We start from the raw sequence: 16,892 nt of genomic DNA on the forward strand, positions 1-16,892 counted from the left end.
TCCCAAAAAATATCTCTTTATATTTTGGAGGAAACGGCTTTTTTGCAAAGTCAATTCTTCCCCAAATGAATGATTTGCATATCTCGAAGCAATGTCCACGATGGCTTTGGATACATCGGCTTCAGAATCGAAAAGGAGAAAGGGCATTTGTTTGGCAACAGATTTGGGTACATTCTATCATCTGGCAAGTAACCTAGAGCTACAGCTTCCAGACCTAAAAATTTCACTAGCGCATTTTGTAGCCGCTTAATCGTTTCATTGCCGTCTTTACTCGAGAAAACACGATTGCAAACTAGGAAGAATGGAATCTCTTTGTTTACTGAATGAATATATTTCATTGCGGAATATGCATCCATGATGGAAGTAGGTTCAGGCGTCGTGATAACGACCAATTCATCCACACATAACAGGAATTTCATGGAATCCTCAGTGATGCCTGCACCCATATCAAATAAGATATAATCGTAATTTGCCAGCAATAAACTGAATTCTTCATTAAAGCGGGTATACTTATCTTCATTAAGTGAAAAGAGATTCGTCATCCCTGTTCCTCCTGTAATGATTGAAATATTTCCCGGTCCTGACATAATGATATCCTTCAACCTACATTCTTTTTCAAAAAAATCAATAATACTGCAGGGCGAGTGTTCACCGATCAAAATATCAATATTCCCCATACCGATATCCATGTCGAACAACAGTACCTTTTTCCCTCTTCGGGATAAGGCAATGGAAAAATTCAAAGAAAAGTTTGATTTTCCCACTCCACCTTTACCGCTTAAAACGGCAATCGTTTTGGCCATTGATTGATTTTGGCGGGCTTCCAATCTTCTTCGTAAATTCTCAGCTTGATCTTTCATATTTTTTAGCCCCAAAAGCCATTTTCATTAGCTGTGATGATGTAGCTATTTCAATATCGTCCGGTACATTCTGTCCATCTGTTATATAGGCGGCTCCTAATTTATGAGTGTGTATAAAATTGAATACAGGCCCGAAAGTGGAAGTTTCGTCCGCTTTTGTAAAAATGACCTGTTTAAGCGGTATGGCATCAAACTGTCGATAAATATCTTCCATATCCTTCTGTTTAGAAGTCAATGACAGCACTAAATAGGTTTCCATCTCATCTGTAAAATGGATGATTTCATTAAGATCCTTAACATATTGCGCGTTACGGAAATTCCTTCCGGCCGTATCAATAAAAACAAAATCATAATGGGAGAAGCGTTCAGCCGCCCTTTTGAAGTCTTCCAGATTATAAGCCACTTCTATGGGAACGTTTAAGATCTTGGCATATGTCTTAAGTTGATCTATTGCAGCAATCCTGTAGGTATCCATCGTAATGAAAGCCACCTTTTTATCATGCTTCAACATGGTTTCTGCAGCCACTTTTGCCAGGGTCGTCGTCTTTCCTACACCTGTCGGGCCAACAAAATTAATATACTTTTTTTGCAGCCCGGTTTTTCCATTATCGACCTTTTCCAAAATCCCGAACATGGCTTCTTCCAACCAAACTTGAACCTCTTCATCAGTGGATTGTTGTTTAAAAACGAACCATTTTTCAAGAAGTTTATCCATGATTTTGGACCGAAGTGAACGATCCACTTCCTGCCCGGTTAGGTATTCATGCATTTTCTGCAGTTTCCCCGGATATTTTCGATCAGGAGAATAGACTTGCAAGCTCTTTATCATATCTTTCAAACCTTCGATTTCTTTTAATAAGGCAGCACTTTCCCTATTGCCTTCATTAGATTCAAGGGCATGACTTGCCATTTCCAGCTTTGATGGCAACTTCTTCGATTTTTGTTTGGTTACGGTTTGGTTAGACTGGGACATGGGGTCCATTGCTGCAATGACTTCAATATTCCTCTTCTTGAATAACCCTAAGAAACCACCAGTATATACAGCCTTTGAACTTAAGATTACCGCATCACTGCCTAGTTCCTCCCTTATTCGCTTCATTGCCTCGTTCATTGTTGGTGCCAAATATTTCTTTACTTTCAATCGAAATTCACCACCCCTACACTTTGTACTTCTACATTCGATTCGAGTTCATTGTATGAAAGAATCGGTACATTAGGAAAATAACGTTCAGTTAATTGCCGGGCATACATCCTTACTGCTGGAGAGCAGAGTAAAATCGGTTGGTGATCCATTAGGGTCAGCTCTTCCAATTTGGCTGCAATTGCCTCCAATATGGATTGCGATAGAGTTGGATCCAATGATAAAAAATTACCATGTTCGGTTTGCTGTACACCATCCGCGATGGTCTTCTCCACTTTCCCCGATAATGTTATGACTTTAATTCTATTTTCATCCGTAATAAAAGAATTCGTTATTTGTCTGGCTAAATTCTGCCTGACATACTCAGTAAGCAAATCTGTGTCAGTCGATAACTTGCCATAATCAGCAAGTGTTTCGAAAATGATCGGTAAGTTCCTTATTGAAACTTTTTCCTTCAATAATTTTGCCAATACCTTTTGTACATCTCCTATAGACAAAGGATTCGGAGTGACTTCCTCCACCAGTATAGGTGCCGATTCGTGAAGATGATCGATCAATTGTTTCGTTTCCTGCCTCCCCAATAATTCCTGCGCATTGGCCTTTATGACTTCCGTCAAATGAGTGGATACAACGCTTGGCGGGTCCACAACTGTATAACCCAACAACTCGGCATGTTCTTTCATGTCATCCGTGATCCACTTGGCTGGTAAACCGAAAGACGGTTCTATTGTATCGATTCCTTCTATTGAATCATCCTCCATCCCCGGACTCATGGCCAAGAAATGATTAAGGAGCAATTCCCCCTTTGCCATGACGCTTCCTTTAATCTTCAGCCGATACTCATTGGGATTCAACTGAATGTTATCACGTATTCTGACAACCGGGATCACGAGCCCCAATTCAATTGCAAGCTGCCTGCGGATCATGACGACCCTGTCCAGTAGGTCTCCCCCTTGATTGGCATCCGCAAGCGGAATCAATCCATATCCAAACTCAAATTCGATTGGGTCGACACTTAAAAGGTTAACGACGCTTTCTGGACTTTTCATTTCATCGGTTTCCAACACTTCTTCCATTTCTTGGATTTCACTTTCGTCCTGCTTTGGTATCCTTGAAATTGTATACCCACCAACGACTAATAAAGCAGCAATCGGAATGGTGAATAAGTCGGAAATGGGAGTGAATAACCCTAAAAGGAAAATGGTTGCTGCTGTTAGGTAAAGCATTTTGGGAAATTGAAATAACTGTTCAACAATGTCCGCTCCGAGGTTTCCATTCGAGGCAGCCCGGGTTACAACTATTCCCGTAGCTGTAGAAATCAATAAAGCTGGTACCTGACTCACGATACCGTCACCAACCGATAACATGGAAAAATGGACGGCTGCCTCTCCAAAGCTCATGTCCAATTGCATGACGCCAATGATCATACCGAAAATCAAGTTAATGATGACAATGATGATGCCCGCTATGGCGTCCCCTTTAACAAACTTACTCGCTCCATCCATGGATCCATAAAAGTCTGCTTCGTTACTAATTTTTTCCCTTCTGGCACGAGCTTCGTTTTCGGAGATCATCCCAGCATTTAAATCTGCATCAATGGCCATCTGTTTCCCTGGCATCGCATCCAGCGTAAACCTTGCAGCCACCTCCGAAACCCGTTCGGAACCTTTCGTGATCACGATGAAATTGATGATGACCAAAATGATGAATACAACTAATCCTACAAGCACGTTACCGCCGACTACAAATGAACCAAAGGTTTCTACAACTCCCCCAGCATCACCATAGGTCAAAATGGCACGAGTCGTGGAAACATTCAACCCCAGCCTGAACAACGTCAGTAAAAGGAGCAAGGAAGGAAAGATTGAAAATTCGAGAGGCTCTTTCATATTCATCGTAGTCAATAGAACCAGCAACGCAAGAGAGATATTTAATAGGAGTAAAATACTTAACAACCAGGTTGGCAATGGAATGACCAACATGGCAACGATCATGATGACGCTCGATATAACAACTAAATCTCTTGCTCGCATGTTTTTTTCTCTCCTAACTAGCGGGTTACCCTATTACTTCTTTACAGTTTACCTTTGGTTTTATATACAAAGGCCAGTATTTCAGCGACCGCCTTAAAGAACTCTTCAGGTATCGCCTGGCCTAATTCAGCTTGATCATATAAAGACCTGGCCAAAGGCCGATTTTCCACCATGATCACATCGTTTTCTTTAGCAATGAATTTAATTTTCTGCGCAACAAAATCAACGCCCTTTGCCACTACATACGGAGCCTCAGCTTTTTCTTGATCATATTTTAAAGCAATGGCAAAATGCGTCGGGTTGGTGATGACCACATCCGCATCGGGAATTTCCTGCATCATTCTTTGAGCGGCCATCTGCCTCTGCTTTTGCTTTATCTTGGATTTGATGAGCGGGTCCCCTTCGGAATTTTTATACTCATCCTTAATATCCTGTTTGGACATCCGGATGTTTTTTTCAAAGTCATATTTTTGATACAAATAGTCTAATAGAGCAATGAACAATAAGGCCACAGCGGCATAAAATCCAACTTTTATCGTAATATCCGCCAATGTTGCCATTGCTTCTTCCACAGAAATCTGTGATAAGATCATAATCTCATCCATGCGCTGCCATAGTACATAAGAGGCAACAAAACCAACAAATGCTATTTTAAGAATGGATTTCAATAATTCAACAATGGCCCTCATTGAAAAAATACGCTTGAATCCTTTAATGGGATCCAATTTTTCAAGTTTGAACTGAATGGATTCAGTCGAAAACAAAAATCCGACTTGCATGACATTAGCCAATATCCCAGCCACTAACGCTGCTGCGAAAACGGGTCCTAGGATAAGGCCCATCTCCTTTAAAACCTCAATCATGATAATTTGCATATTTTCCTCGTTGAATCCAGTCAAGGTAAAATGTTGCAGATGTTCTTTCATGAGACCGAGCAGATGATTATACATGTACGGCCCCATAAGCAATAATACTGAAAACACTGCAAGTAAATTCACAGAGGTATTTACATCCTGACTCTTTGCCACCTGACCTTTTTTCTTCGAATCCTGACGTTTTTTGGGAGTCGCCTTTTCGGTCTTCTCACCTGCGAAAAACTGCAAATCCAACTGAAACCTCTCCACATCAAACGCCTCCAATCAACTGCATTAGATGACGCATGGTCAAAAGCAAGAAATTGAAGAGTTGGGTGACAACTGTCATCATCATCCCCATTACCAGTATGATAACCGCTAAGCCGGCAATGATTTTCACTGGAATACCGACAACGAACACATTTAATTGAGGGACTGTCCTGGCAAGGATCCCCAGCGTGACATCCACTAAGAAAATACTTCCCACTACAGGTATGGACATTTGAAAAGCAATCATGAAAGCTTTGCTGAAAGCTCTGGCCAAATATTCTATCAGTGCATGATCTCCGAATGGTACAAATAATTGGTCAATCGGGATGAACTGATAACTATAAAAAATTCCATCCAAAAGCAAATGATGTCCGTTAGTGCTCAATAGGAATAATAAAGCGATCGTATAAAGGTATTGTCCCATCAACGGGCTTTGTGCCCCCGTTTGGGGGTCGATGACATTCGCTATTGAAAAACCCATTTGAAAATCAATCAATCCGCCAGCGACTTGAACGGCCGACAAAATCATATACGCTGTAAACCCAATGAAAAGGCCAACAAGCGCTTCCTTCATGATCAATAAATAAAATGTCACATCCAATTCCAGAACCGGAGCATCGATGGTGTAGTACATGATCCAGGCAAGAAAGATTCCAAGCCCGACCCGATGTTGTACCGGTATAGAACGGTACGAAAAAATCGGCATGGCCACGAAAAACGTAGTAACCCGGACTACAATTAATAAAAAGGCGGGAAAGTGCGGAAATAATTCCTCCATGCCCTACCCTACAAATCGATTCAGATTGCCGAATATTTCATTTGCATATGATAATAGGTGGCTCAGCATCCATGGAGCCAATAAAATGAGTCCCAATAAGACTGCGACGATTTTCGGAACAAATGCCAAGGTTTGTTCCTGAATCTGTGTAGTCGCCTGAAAGATGCTTACTACTAGTCCTACAATAAGAGCGATTACCATCAATGGACCGGCAATTATCAATACCATATAAATTCCTTTTTCTGCTATATCAATAACAAAATCTGCACTCATTTTTCTCACCTGCTTAAAAACTCTGTAATAAAGACTTCACCACTAAATACCATCCATCAACAAGAATGAAAAGGAGGATTTTAAATGGCAGGGAAATCATGACTGGCGGCAACATCATCATCCCCATCGACATCAGAACACTTGCAACGACCATATCAATAACCAAAAAGGGAATGAAAATCATGAAGCCAATTTGAAAAGCTGTTTTGATTTCACTGATTGCAAAAGCAGGTACAAAGGCAGTCAAAGGAATGTCCTGTATCGTTTCAGGCTTATCCACCTTGGCATAATCCAAAAATAACGCCAAATCCTTTTGCCTTGTATGGGCACTCATGAATTCCTTGAATGGTATCGAGGCCTGTACATATGCCTCTTCTAAATCTATCTCTTCATTAAATAATGGGGTTAATGCCTTTTCATTCACTTCCTGTAAAGTCGGTGCCATTATGAAAAATGTCATGAAAAGTGCCAAGCCGACCAACACCTGATTCGGCGGCATCTGCTGTGTAGCTAGCGATGTTCTCACAAAGCTCAGGACAATGATGATTCTTGTAAAACAGGTCATCAAGATCAATATGCTTGGAGCCAGCGATAAGACAGTCATCAGAAGAACAAGTTTGACGGAAGTAGAGACATTAGTGGGATCACTGTTATTAAAAAACTCCATGAACTCATTCATTCATTGTCTCTTCCTTTCCTATCTAGCTCCTTTAACAGCTTTTTCCTGCTATCAGACATTTGATCAAGTTGACTTTTGAACTCTGCAGAGAAACTAGCGGTTTCTGAACCGCTTTTCTTCAACCACTTATTTTTCAACTTCATGGCAAGTTCCCCAGGCTGGATCATTTGATCGATCTTATCGTTGTGATCTTTCAAAAGCTGTTCATATTCCTCGGGATCATCTATTTCTTTCAAAAGCTGAATATTTTCGCCGACCCCGATCACCAATATTCGCCCGCCGACCTTAACAAGCTGAACAGAACGGTTTGCACCAAGGGCCGTACCGCCTAAATTCTCCACTGAATTTGCCTTTTGATACGATTTACTTTTTTTATTAATGAACTTTAATAGGATATATAGAAGGGCCACTACAAAAATAGTAGCAAATATCATCCTCAGAAACTCCCAAACGGTTATCCCCACTTTGTCAGAATTCGTTGCCTGTTTGGTAGATTTCGAGTCTATTGATTCACCTTTATCCACCTTTAAATCATCTGGCTGTTCATAAACATCCTTCACTGTTTTTTCAAGATCTTCCGCATGGGCCTGTATGGCCCCAGAGAAGAATACTGCTATCATCAGTGAGAACTGAAGCCATTTTTTAATTAATACCAATATGAAGACACCTTCTTAACTTAATGCTTTATTTATGGCTTCCAAAACACGGTCTGCCTGGAATGGCTTCACGATAAAGTCTTTTGCACCCGCCTGGATCGCATCGATGACCATGGCTTGCTGCCCCATCGCTGAACACATGATGACCTTAGCTTGAGGATTTATCTTTTTAATTTCCTTTAACGCTGTAATACCATCCATTTCGGGCATGGTAATATCCATGGTTACAAGATCAGGATGGGTTTCTTTATATTTATCCACTGCTTGGGCGCCATCTGCTGCTTCCCCGACTATTTCAAAACCATTTTTAGAAAGGATATCCTTTATCATCATTCTCATAAATGCTGCATCGTCCACAATTAAAATTTTATTAGCCATTATTTTCGTCCCCCAAATTATTTTATTTTATTTAATCGTTCACTTTGGCTCATGATATCTGTAACACGCACTCCAAAGTTTTCATCAATCACCACTACCTCACCTTTTGCTATCAAGCGGCTGTTTACCAGGATATCCACTGGCTCTCCTGCTAATTTATCCAATTCGATGATCGATCCGGAGGAAAGCTCCAAAATATCCTTTACGGAGCGTTTCGTTCTTCCAAGTTCCACAGTCACTTGCAAGGGGATATCCATCAGCATGCTGAGATTTTTCGTTTCAGGCTCCTGAAGCTGATAAGGCTGGAAACTAGTGAAACTGGCAGGCTGAACATTCACCGGCTGTCCTGTTGGTACGGATGAAACTCCAAAATGTTGTGGTACATTCGGTATTTGGTTCATGGGTTGGGTTTGATGACCGCCTTGTCCATAAGTTTCATTTACCGATCGATCAGTCCGGTTATCCTGGAATGGTGCCGGCTCCTGAGTCGGAATGTTCATTTCTGGATCACTCAGTGCTTTTTGCGTATTCATATCGGCAGGTTGGCTTTCGCCCGTCCCATTTAATAATTCAGAAACTAACCCTTTAGCAAACTCTAACGGCAACAATTGCATAATGCTGGAGTCAATTAAGTTACCGACACGGAGGCGGAACGAGATTTTTGCAAATAAATCTTCGTCAGGTATCGCATTTTCACCAACACCATTTAAAAAGTTAAGTAAATCTACGCTAGGTGGTGAAATATCCACTTTTTTACTGAAAATGGTCGACATGGATGTCGCAGCAGAACCCATCATTTGGTTCATGGCTTCCTGGACAGCACTCAATTGAATTTCCCCAAGAAGGTCAGAAGGATTCCCCCCATCTCCGCCAAGCATCAAATCTGCAATGATAGCTGCATCGCTCTGCTTGATTACCAGCATATTTATACCTGAAAAACCTTCTGTATATTGCACTTGAATCGCTACATACGGATGCGGGAATTCTTCCGCGATCTGTCCCCTTTCAATTAAAGTAACCGTCGGGGTGGTGATATCTACTTTCTGATTCAACAACGTGGATAGAGCAGTGGCCGAACTTCCGAAGGAGATATTACCAATTTCACCGAGGGTGTCGAGTTCCATCATTGATAAATAATCATCAATCGAAAGAGGGAACACCTCATCCTCTATATCACTTGTACCTTTTAAAAGGGCATCTATCTCGTCTTGTGAAAGCATTCCATCACTTACCATCTTCGTCTCCCCCTTTCAAAATATCAAGAATCTGGATAGCATGTTTTTTTCCTACTTTTCCTGGCTGCCCGCTGTATTTCGGGATCCCTCCAATGGTAATCGTCAAAGGTTCATCGATTGACTTATTTAAATCGATGACATCGCCAACCTCAAGCAGCAAAAAATCCTCGATGGTGATGTCCGTGGAACCAAGTTCGGATATAATGGGAAGATCTGCGTTTCGGATACGCTTTTCCAAAATCATGATTTCCTCCGGCATTTTTTCCTTTTGGGAATTTTCCATCCAATAATGAGCGGACAACTTTGGTATGATCGGTTCCAATACGACGTGAGGAATGCAAACATTAATCATTCCGCTCGTTTCTCCGATTTGTGTATTCAAGGAAATGACCACAACTGTATCGTTGGGCGAAACCAGCTGCAGGAATTGTGGATTCACCTCGAACTCAGTCATCACCGGGTCTATGTCAACAATCGTTCCCCAAGCCTCCTGTAAATTCTCAAAAGCCTTCTCGAATAAATTCGACATGATTTTCGTTTCTATTTCCGTTAAACTATCCACCTTATTCACGCTTATGCCCCGCCCGCCCAAAACGCGATCCATCATGGAATATGCGATATTCGGGTTGACCTCAATAATGATTCGGCCATCCAAAGGCGGCACCTCAAAAACATTAATGATAGTCATTTTCGGAATCGATCGGATAAATTCTTCGTATGGTATTTGATCTGCAGAAGCAACGGATATTTGGACATATGTTCTGAGCTGAGCAGAAAAGTATGTGGTCAGCAGCCTGGCAAAGTTCTCGTGTATCCTAGTCAAACTCCGGATTTGATCCTTTGAAAACCGAAGCGCCCTTTTAAAGTCGTAAACTTTCACTCTTTTTTCTACTTCTTCTTTTTTTAAATCATCTGCATCCATTTCCCCTGTGGAAATGGCCGATAACAAAGCATCGATTTCATTTTGCGATAATATTTCCCCGGACATTAACACTCACCTCCAAAGCTTCCCCTTCTAATTTAATTAAGCAAGGATGTTCTTATTGCAGAATCGAGGAAGTTATATAAACCTTTTCAACTTTTCCTTCTTCCATTAATTCATTCATTCTAGTCCTTAAAGCTTCCTGAAGCTTTTCCTTGCCTTTTTTACCGGTTAACTCTTCCGCTTTCATTTCGGATAGTTCGGTAATGATGATATTTTTCACTTGAAAATTTCTTTTTTCCAACTCTTCTTTTGCTTTTTTATTTTCTGTTTGAACCATAAATGAGATTTTAATATAATCATTGCCGGCAAGATTCGTAGTAATTTCAGGAACCTCCACTGATGATTCCACAATTTCGTCAATGCTAGGTTTATCTTCGGCAGATGTGGGATCAGATAACTTTGTCACAACCACGACCGCTATGACACCAACAAGCGTTATAGCCACGAGTATAATCAACATAATAGTCAATAGGTTTTTTTTCATGAACTTTCCTCCACATCCTTACGAAAACCGAGAACATTAACGGTACGATAAAATTGTATGATAGCTGCAACCAGTTCCTCTTCCTTCTCTAGCACAACGATTTTCTTACCATTTGTAAAAGTAATGGTCGTATCTGGCAATGACTCGACTGTGTCTATGTACAATGCATTTATATGAAAGCATTTGCCATTGAGCCTTCTGACTTTGATAATGATATTTAGGAGCCAGAGCAAAAGACCTGGCTCCTCCCTCCCTTAACCTATCGTTTTAAGTTAACTAATTCCTGTAAAATTTCATCCGACGTCGTAATGATCCTGGAATTCGACTGGAAACCACGTTGAGCAACGATCATTTCAGTAAATTCTTCGGATAAATCCACATTGGACATTTCCAATGAACCTGATGCAATCACACCGCGCCCCTCACCTGCGATATTGATGTTTGCAGTACCTGAATTGATTGATTCCTGAAAAGTATTACCACCCGTTTTCGTCAAGCCTGATGCATTGGAAAACTTGGCAACGGCCAGTTGGCCTAAGGTTGTGATAAGTCCATTGGAATAAACGCCATTTATTTCCCCTGATGAACCAATATTAAAACTTTCCAGTTTACCTTCTTTATTACCGTCCGGATTGACAAGAGCAGTAGTGGAACCTTTAACTTGAGTGAGGTTCGAGAAATCAAAATCCAAATTAACTTTTTGAACGCTTTCATCAAATGCTGTATCCGAGTCATCCTCATTGCCGCTTGAAATGTTAATGGTTTGACCTGCCTGGGTTTTATCTGCTGCCACAATCTGACCATTAGCATCGAAATTCACTGAAGTGAACGGCTTTGGTTTAGTTGCTGAGGTATCCCCCAAAGCAGCAGGTTCTTCATCAAATAGCTCCCATTTATCATCACCGTTTTTTTGGAAATAGATAGTTGCCGTTTGTTCTTTTCCCTTTTCATCCACAACTTTCATTTGCTGGCTAAATACGGTCCCATCAATTGCATCAGAAGCTAGATTTCCACTTACTGATATTTTAGTAGTGGTAATGGCAGGTAAAATCGCATTGACGTTAACAGCAACGTCGTCAATCGTTTTTGATCGTTTCCCGTTTTCATCAATCTTGTATGCCTGTACTTTCAAACCATTCGCGTTTACAAGCGTACCATTATCATCCAGATAAAAGTTACCTGCACGTGTATATGAAAGAGAATCACCTTGCTTGACGACAAAATAGCCATCCCCGGATATCCCTAAATCAAGATCGCGGCCGGTGGTTTGCAGGCTTGACTGTGTATGGATCGTATCGATTGTAGCAATCGTGGAGCCCAATCCAATTTGTTTGGAATTGGTTCCGCCTTTATTGGCTGTTGCTGCACTTGCACCAGATACCGTTTGGTTCATCGCATCACTGAATGTCACACGGCTTTTTTTGAAACCATATGTATTGACATTGGCAACGTTATTACCGATAACATCCAATTTTGTTTGTAAGTTTTTTAATCCGCTTATTCCCGAATACATTGAACGAAGCATGTAAAGCTCCCCTTTCATATAACGACTGCTTCCGTCATTCCGCAGTCCAGGCTTCCTTTTCCAAGTCCAGCCTATTTATCTATAATTATGGTTCCATTGATTTTCGTGAAAATTTGTGATGTTGCTTCATCTCTGTCCATGACCGTGATGACCTTGTTGTTTTCCGTGCTTACTATGAGTGCCGCATTAGCTGTAATAAAAAGAGCTTCGGTTACCCCCATCTTGTTGGCCTCTTTGGCTTTATGGGCTATTTTGTCCCAAGTTTGCGGAAATGCTGTCGAAAACCTTGTGGGATCATCTGCCTTTGCCTAAACTGTAATTGGGTTTGTGACATCAGCTCAGCGGAATCTGCTTGAATACCAAGTTTATTCATATTCCTGCCCCTTAAGCTTCAGCGATTTTTATCAATTGCCCTGATGATAACTTGGTTTTGTTTTCATCATCCACTTCAATTTGCAGCTTGCCATTACTCATGGATACCGAGATTACAACAGCGGACGACTCTCCATTTTTTTCGTCCATCCAGGAAACGCGCTTGCCTATTAATTCACTTGCCGCCGTCAGGCTATTCGCCGTGGAACTTGTTTGTTTCATTGCTGAAATATTTGCGGGTTCAAGCTTTGTGCCATCTTCTAAAAGAAAATAAACACCATCCCCCTTATATTGGATGGATTTAACGATGCCTGTCCCTTCTTCTATCGCAAGGTCGTCATCTCCCTCATCCAATTTGTGCCAAGTTACTTCCTTTCCTACAAAAGAGTTATAGTCCATTAAACTATTTTGTTGATTGATCCCAATTATTTCTTCCAATTGGGCTCCCATATTCATCATCTGTTCCAGAGAAGAAAAAGTGGCCATTTGGGCGATGAATTCCGTATTATCCATCGGACTTGAAGGATCTTGGTTTTGAAGCTGGGTAAGCAACAATTTCAAGAAATCATCTTTTCCCAATGCATCCCCGGCTTTTCTGTTTTCAGTTTGAGATTTTGGTAATAATAGCGACGTATCGATGGTCGTCATTTTTTCACCTACACTTCCAGATTTAACAGAGCATCGGCAAAGGATCCCATAAACTCGCTTTCCGCCTCATCATTGTTTTCTTCCTTACTCTCCTGTTGTTCATTATGTTCTTCCGCATCTTTCTGGCTGAATTTCTCAGAGTTAAAAGCATTGAAGGCCTGTGATATTTCAATTCTTTCAATTTGAATGTTTTGTCCGCTAAAGGCGTGTTTTAAACCATGAATCTGATTCTCCAGCATATCTTTGGCCTGGGCAGTAGTAGCCAGAATCTTGGCTGACAGCATACCATCCTTTTCAATCAACTCGATTCTTAGGGACCCTAAATGTTCAGGATTCAATCTGAACAACAGTTTATTTACACCGTTAGTTCCGCTAAAGTTAGCCTTACTTAAAATATTTTCAAATTGCTTAACAAACTCTTCTTGACTGACGGTTTGCTCACCTTTTGGAGCTGCCAAGACGAATTGTTCCAGCTTTGTCATGAGAAAAGGCATACCTGGCCCTTGATGTTTACCGCTATCCGTACTTTGCAAAGTCACACCGCTGCCCACTGTCCCGTCCTTAGTTACTTTGTCACTCCCGGATAATTGCGAGAATGCGCTTTTCAATGTTTCTATGGCTTTTGTTTGCCCTTTCTCCAACGTGTTAAAAGATCGGTCAATTTCTGATTTAGACTGATTGGACAGCCATTTCTCCAGCTTTCCCGTTATCCCTTCAAGGAGGCGTTTCATTTGTTTCTGGATGGCCGCTTCATCTTGTTTCATATCCTTATTCTCCGAGAGAAGAGCTTGAATTTTCACCAGTTTCAAAAGATTCACCACACCAGATAAGGGGAAGTCTTGCCATTCTTCTTCGCTCAATGCAGTAACTTTTTTCAGGATTGTATACAGTTCCATGACATCGGCAGATAACAAACTTTGTGGATTCAGGCTGAAGTCATCCACTTCTTGTTCTAAATCCAGTTCCTCGATGCTCGTTAAGAAATCAGCAAGGGCATCCTCATCATTTCCAGCTACATTCGTTAGGACCTGTAAAATATGTTTGTTGTCTCGTTGGTTTACTGTAGGGGCAACGGCTGCATTCTCTTCCCCTTTATCACTCAACCTTTCAAGTTTCAAAAAAACAAGCAAATCCTTTATTACAGACATTCGTCCTTCAGTGATGGCTGCCATATCCGATTGAATGGAGAGTTCTGCCCCCATGGCTGATCGAAGGACGGAACCAAACCCTGAATTAGTTTGCTGATTTGCCTTAATTGGTACCTTTAGATTCAATGATGCCAAAGGAAGTACAGAATTAATGGTTGAATTCATCTATTCACCTCCTCACTCTTTCCGCTTAAGAACCTTGTTCAGTTAGTTTCTTCGTTAATCTTGCAGCATCAGCTGTTGTCATTTTCTCCAAAACCTTAGCTAAAGTGGCTGCTTTCATACTTGAGAGAATTTCCACTGCATCTTCATCATTCATTTCTGTAATGATAGGTGCAGCTCTCTTGGGAGCCATCGTTTCATAAGTACGGATTATATCTTTGAACGCTTGTTTACTATTATTCTGACCATCCTTAAGTTGATTCATTTCTGTTTGAAGCTGCTGTTTTTCCGCTTCTGCCTTTGCAATGGCCTTGTCACGTGTATCAATGATGCCCTCAAGCTTTTCTATCTCTTTTTCCTTATTTTCAATCTCGGTTTCTAATTTTTCGAGCTTCATGGAAACTTTCTCATCATTCTTCGCTGATTTACCAATCTCTTCACCCTTTTGATCCGATTCAATGAAGGGTATTTTCGCCGACATTTCCTTTGCCTTTTCCACTACATTCACCCCTGCAACGGTAAAAACGATCAACGCTACAGTTACCGCAAAGATTAATGGAATGAAGATGACAAGAAACCATTGAAACTTGCTTATCTTGCTTTCTTTCAATTCATTAGATTCACTTTTTTTACGCATTCCATCACCTTACGCCTTTGCTTAAGTATTGCCGGATAGATATTTCATCCATTTCTTTGTTCTCAGCTTCCTTCATGACATCGAGAAATTCAAGCAAATCATTTTCTTTCATTTTCTCGTACTTTTTAACCTCGACATTTCTTTCCATTAATATATCCCGTTGAGTATTCATCTTGTATCGCGCTTCAATGACTTCCTGTTGACAGAGGCTTAAGAGTTTTTCCAAATTGTCCATAAATAACTGATGATGACGAATATCCTGAACGGATAATCCATTTCGCAGCTTCTCCTGTTGAAACTCAAGCAACTCTTCTTTTTTCTTTAAAAGCTTATATAATTTTTCTGCCACTTCTTCAAATTTTTTTAAAGCGGCATTATATTTAGCTAGTGCATCGGTTTTTTCTTTTTCTTTGATGGACAGGATCTTCTCGAATTTATATTGATAAATCATCATTAATCACCTTTCTCCATCAATTCGACAAGGGCGTTGATACTATTATCTTTAGAAGCTTTTTCAAGGGTTCCTTGCTTTAAAAATGAAATGATGTCCGGATAGCGTGTAATTGAATGATCAATTTGTTTGGAAGACCCCTTCTTATAAGCTCCTATATTTATCAAATCTTCTGACTCCATATAGGTTGATAAACTTGCCCGCAATTTTTCTGCAGCGTTTTTATGCTTTTCACCAACAATATTGTTCATGACACGACTAATGCTCTTTAATACATTAAGCGCTGGAAACTGTCCTTTATTGGCCAAATTACGGTCCAGTATGAAGTGACCATCCAAAATTCCCCTGACAGCATCAGCAATCGGTTCATTCATATCATCACCGTCGACGAGAACTGTGTAAAAAGCTGTAATGGTACCCAACAGATTTGTTCCCGTTCTTTCGAGTAACCTTGGAAGGATGGCAAAAACGGATGGCGTATATCCTTTGGTCGTCGGCGGTTCCCCGATGGCAAGCCCAATTTCCCTCTGGGCCATCGCAACCCTCGTGACCGAATCCATCATCAGCATCACATTCAATCCCTTATCACGAAAATATTCAGCGATGGCAGTTGCCGTCAAAGCACCCTTTATCCTCATCAACGCTGGCTGGTCAGATGTCGCCACTACAACGATTGATCGTGCCAGCCCTTCTGGTCCAAGATCTTTCTCAATGAATTCCCGAACTTCACGGCCCCGTTCTCCAATAAGACCGATTACATTTAAGTCCGCCGTCGTATTCCTTGCCACCATTCCAAGCAACGTGCTTTTCCCGACACCGCTCCCTGCAAAGATACCAACACGTTGTCCTTTTCCAACTGTTAATAAACTATCAATCACTCGAACTCCTACATCTATCGGCTCATTAATGGGAGGTCGTTTCATCGGATTCGGCGGATCTTGATCCACAGAAATTGTCGCGAGACCTTTTGGAAGCATAGAGTCATCTATAGGGTGTCCCAATGGGTCGACTACTTTGCCAATCAGCCCACTTCCCACCTTTATCTCAAGGCTCCGTCCGCTCCCTTCCACGATACACCCCGGTGCAATATCACTAACTGCTGTAAACGGCATTAAAATAACCATTTCATCACGGAAGCCGACAACTTCAGCCAAGATTCTATTTTTCTTTTTTTGTATACCTGTATAGATATAACAAATATCGCCTACAGAGCTTTCAGGGCCTTGAGATTCTATCATTAGCCCCACGACACGTTTGACCCGTCCATAATGTTTGAAAGGATCAACTTCATCAACTAAGGCCAATAGGTCTCTAGTTTTCATC

General features: G+C 41.1%; 20 protein-coding genes. All 20 read right to left on the bottom strand.

The features are described from left to right. Positions 1-50 precede the first annotated feature (50 nt). The 20 genes from AC1DIV_RS12920 to fliI all read right to left on the bottom strand — a co-directional run bounded on the left by AC1DIV_RS12920 (position 51) and on the right by fliI (position 16,891). Positions 51-860: a MinD/ParA family protein gene (locus AC1DIV_RS12920; protein WP_477576541.1), complete on the bottom strand. Its 810-nt coding sequence runs from the start codon at positions 858-860 to the stop codon at positions 51-53. Beyond that, on the bottom strand, positions 844-2,001 hold the full coding sequence (gene flhF / locus AC1DIV_RS12925) for a flagellar biosynthesis protein FlhF (protein ID WP_477576542.1): 1,158 nt from the start codon (positions 1,999-2,001) through the stop codon (positions 844-846). The genes AC1DIV_RS12920 and flhF overlap by 17 nt, the downstream gene beginning before the upstream one ends. After that, positions 1,998-4,034: a flagellar biosynthesis protein FlhA gene (flhA, locus tag AC1DIV_RS12930; RefSeq protein WP_249594959.1), complete on the bottom strand. Its 2,037-nt coding sequence runs from the start codon at positions 4,032-4,034 to the stop codon at positions 1,998-2,000. The genes flhF and flhA overlap by 4 nt, the downstream gene beginning before the upstream one ends. Positions 4,035-4,075: 41 nt before the next feature. Then, positions 4,076-5,158 (bottom strand): flagellar biosynthesis protein FlhB, encoded by a 1,083-nt coding sequence (gene flhB, locus AC1DIV_RS12935; RefSeq protein ID WP_252269211.1) that lies wholly within the window; start codon positions 5,156-5,158, stop codon positions 4,076-4,078. 1 nt (position 5,159) lies between these two features. Next, positions 5,160-5,936 carry a flagellar biosynthetic protein FliR gene (gene fliR, locus AC1DIV_RS12940; RefSeq protein WP_252269209.1) on the bottom strand — a complete coding sequence of 259 codons (777 nt, stop codon included), beginning with the start codon at positions 5,934-5,936 and terminating at the stop codon, positions 5,160-5,162. Between the two features lie 3 nt (positions 5,937-5,939). Continuing rightward, a complete protein-coding gene (gene fliQ, locus AC1DIV_RS12945; protein WP_048684818.1) occupies positions 5,940-6,209 on the bottom strand; it encodes a flagellar biosynthesis protein FliQ in 270 nt (89 codons plus the stop codon). 13 nt (positions 6,210-6,222) lie between these two features. Further along, positions 6,223-6,888 (bottom strand): flagellar type III secretion system pore protein FliP, encoded by a 666-nt coding sequence (fliP, locus tag AC1DIV_RS12950; protein WP_323598857.1) that lies wholly within the window; start codon positions 6,886-6,888, stop codon positions 6,223-6,225. Next, positions 6,885-7,544 (bottom strand): flagellar biosynthetic protein FliO, encoded by a 660-nt coding sequence (locus AC1DIV_RS12955; protein ID WP_142953068.1) that lies wholly within the window; start codon positions 7,542-7,544, stop codon positions 6,885-6,887. Before AC1DIV_RS12955 ends, fliP begins: the two co-directional genes overlap by 4 nt. Before the next feature lie 15 nt (positions 7,545-7,559). Further along, complete coding sequence (locus AC1DIV_RS12960) at positions 7,560-7,922, bottom strand: response regulator (protein WP_048684828.1); 363 nt, start codon at positions 7,920-7,922, stop codon at positions 7,560-7,562. A 17-nt stretch (positions 7,923-7,939) separates the two neighbouring features. After that, positions 7,940-9,157, bottom strand: coding sequence for a flagellar motor switch phosphatase FliY (fliY, locus tag AC1DIV_RS12965; protein WP_318291408.1), 1,218 nt, complete (start codon positions 9,155-9,157; stop codon positions 7,940-7,942). After that, positions 9,147-10,145, bottom strand: coding sequence for a flagellar motor switch protein FliM (fliM, locus tag AC1DIV_RS12970; RefSeq protein ID WP_477576544.1), 999 nt, complete (start codon positions 10,143-10,145; stop codon positions 9,147-9,149). The genes fliY and fliM overlap by 11 nt, the downstream gene beginning before the upstream one ends. Positions 10,146-10,197: 52 nt before the next feature. Further along, on the bottom strand, positions 10,198-10,626 hold the full coding sequence (gene fliL, locus AC1DIV_RS12975) for a flagellar basal body-associated protein FliL (protein ID WP_477576545.1): 429 nt from the start codon (positions 10,624-10,626) through the stop codon (positions 10,198-10,200). Next, positions 10,623-10,859, bottom strand: coding sequence for a flagellar FlbD family protein (locus AC1DIV_RS12980; protein ID WP_207117682.1), 237 nt, complete (start codon positions 10,857-10,859; stop codon positions 10,623-10,625). The genes fliL and AC1DIV_RS12980 overlap by 4 nt, the downstream gene beginning before the upstream one ends. A 26-nt stretch (positions 10,860-10,885) precedes the next feature. Then, a complete protein-coding gene (locus AC1DIV_RS12985; protein WP_477576546.1) occupies positions 10,886-12,151 on the bottom strand; it encodes a flagellar hook protein FlgE in 1,266 nt (421 codons plus the stop codon). A 71-nt stretch (positions 12,152-12,222) separates the two neighbouring features. Continuing rightward, on the bottom strand, positions 12,223-12,372 hold the full coding sequence (locus AC1DIV_RS12990) for a hypothetical protein (protein ID WP_340875756.1): 150 nt from the start codon (positions 12,370-12,372) through the stop codon (positions 12,223-12,225). A 163-nt stretch (positions 12,373-12,535) separates the two neighbouring features. Next, on the bottom strand, positions 12,536-13,171 hold the full coding sequence (flgD, locus tag AC1DIV_RS12995) for a flagellar hook assembly protein FlgD (RefSeq protein ID WP_289349448.1): 636 nt from the start codon (positions 13,169-13,171) through the stop codon (positions 12,536-12,538). Between the two features lie 8 nt (positions 13,172-13,179). After that, positions 13,180-14,484: a flagellar hook-length control protein FliK gene (locus tag AC1DIV_RS13000; protein WP_340875754.1), complete on the bottom strand. Its 1,305-nt coding sequence runs from the start codon at positions 14,482-14,484 to the stop codon at positions 13,180-13,182. 25 nt (positions 14,485-14,509) lie between these two features. Next, the gene (locus tag AC1DIV_RS13005; RefSeq protein WP_340875753.1) at positions 14,510-15,118 is read right to left on the bottom strand and encodes a MotE family protein; all 609 of its coding nucleotides are present in this window, start codon (positions 15,116-15,118) and stop codon (positions 14,510-14,512) included. A gap of 4 nt (positions 15,119-15,122) precedes the next feature. Beyond that, positions 15,123-15,572: a flagellar export protein FliJ gene (gene fliJ, locus AC1DIV_RS13010; RefSeq protein ID WP_323598850.1), complete on the bottom strand. Its 450-nt coding sequence runs from the start codon at positions 15,570-15,572 to the stop codon at positions 15,123-15,125. Next, the gene (fliI, locus tag AC1DIV_RS13015) at positions 15,572-16,891 is read right to left on the bottom strand and encodes a flagellar protein export ATPase FliI (RefSeq protein WP_340875751.1); all 1,320 of its coding nucleotides are present in this window, start codon (positions 16,889-16,891) and stop codon (positions 15,572-15,574) included. The genes fliJ and fliI overlap by 1 nt, the downstream gene beginning before the upstream one ends. Position 16,892: the final 1 nt, after the last annotated feature.

It is taken from the genome of Peribacillus sp. 05N428, from assembly GCF_056397085.1.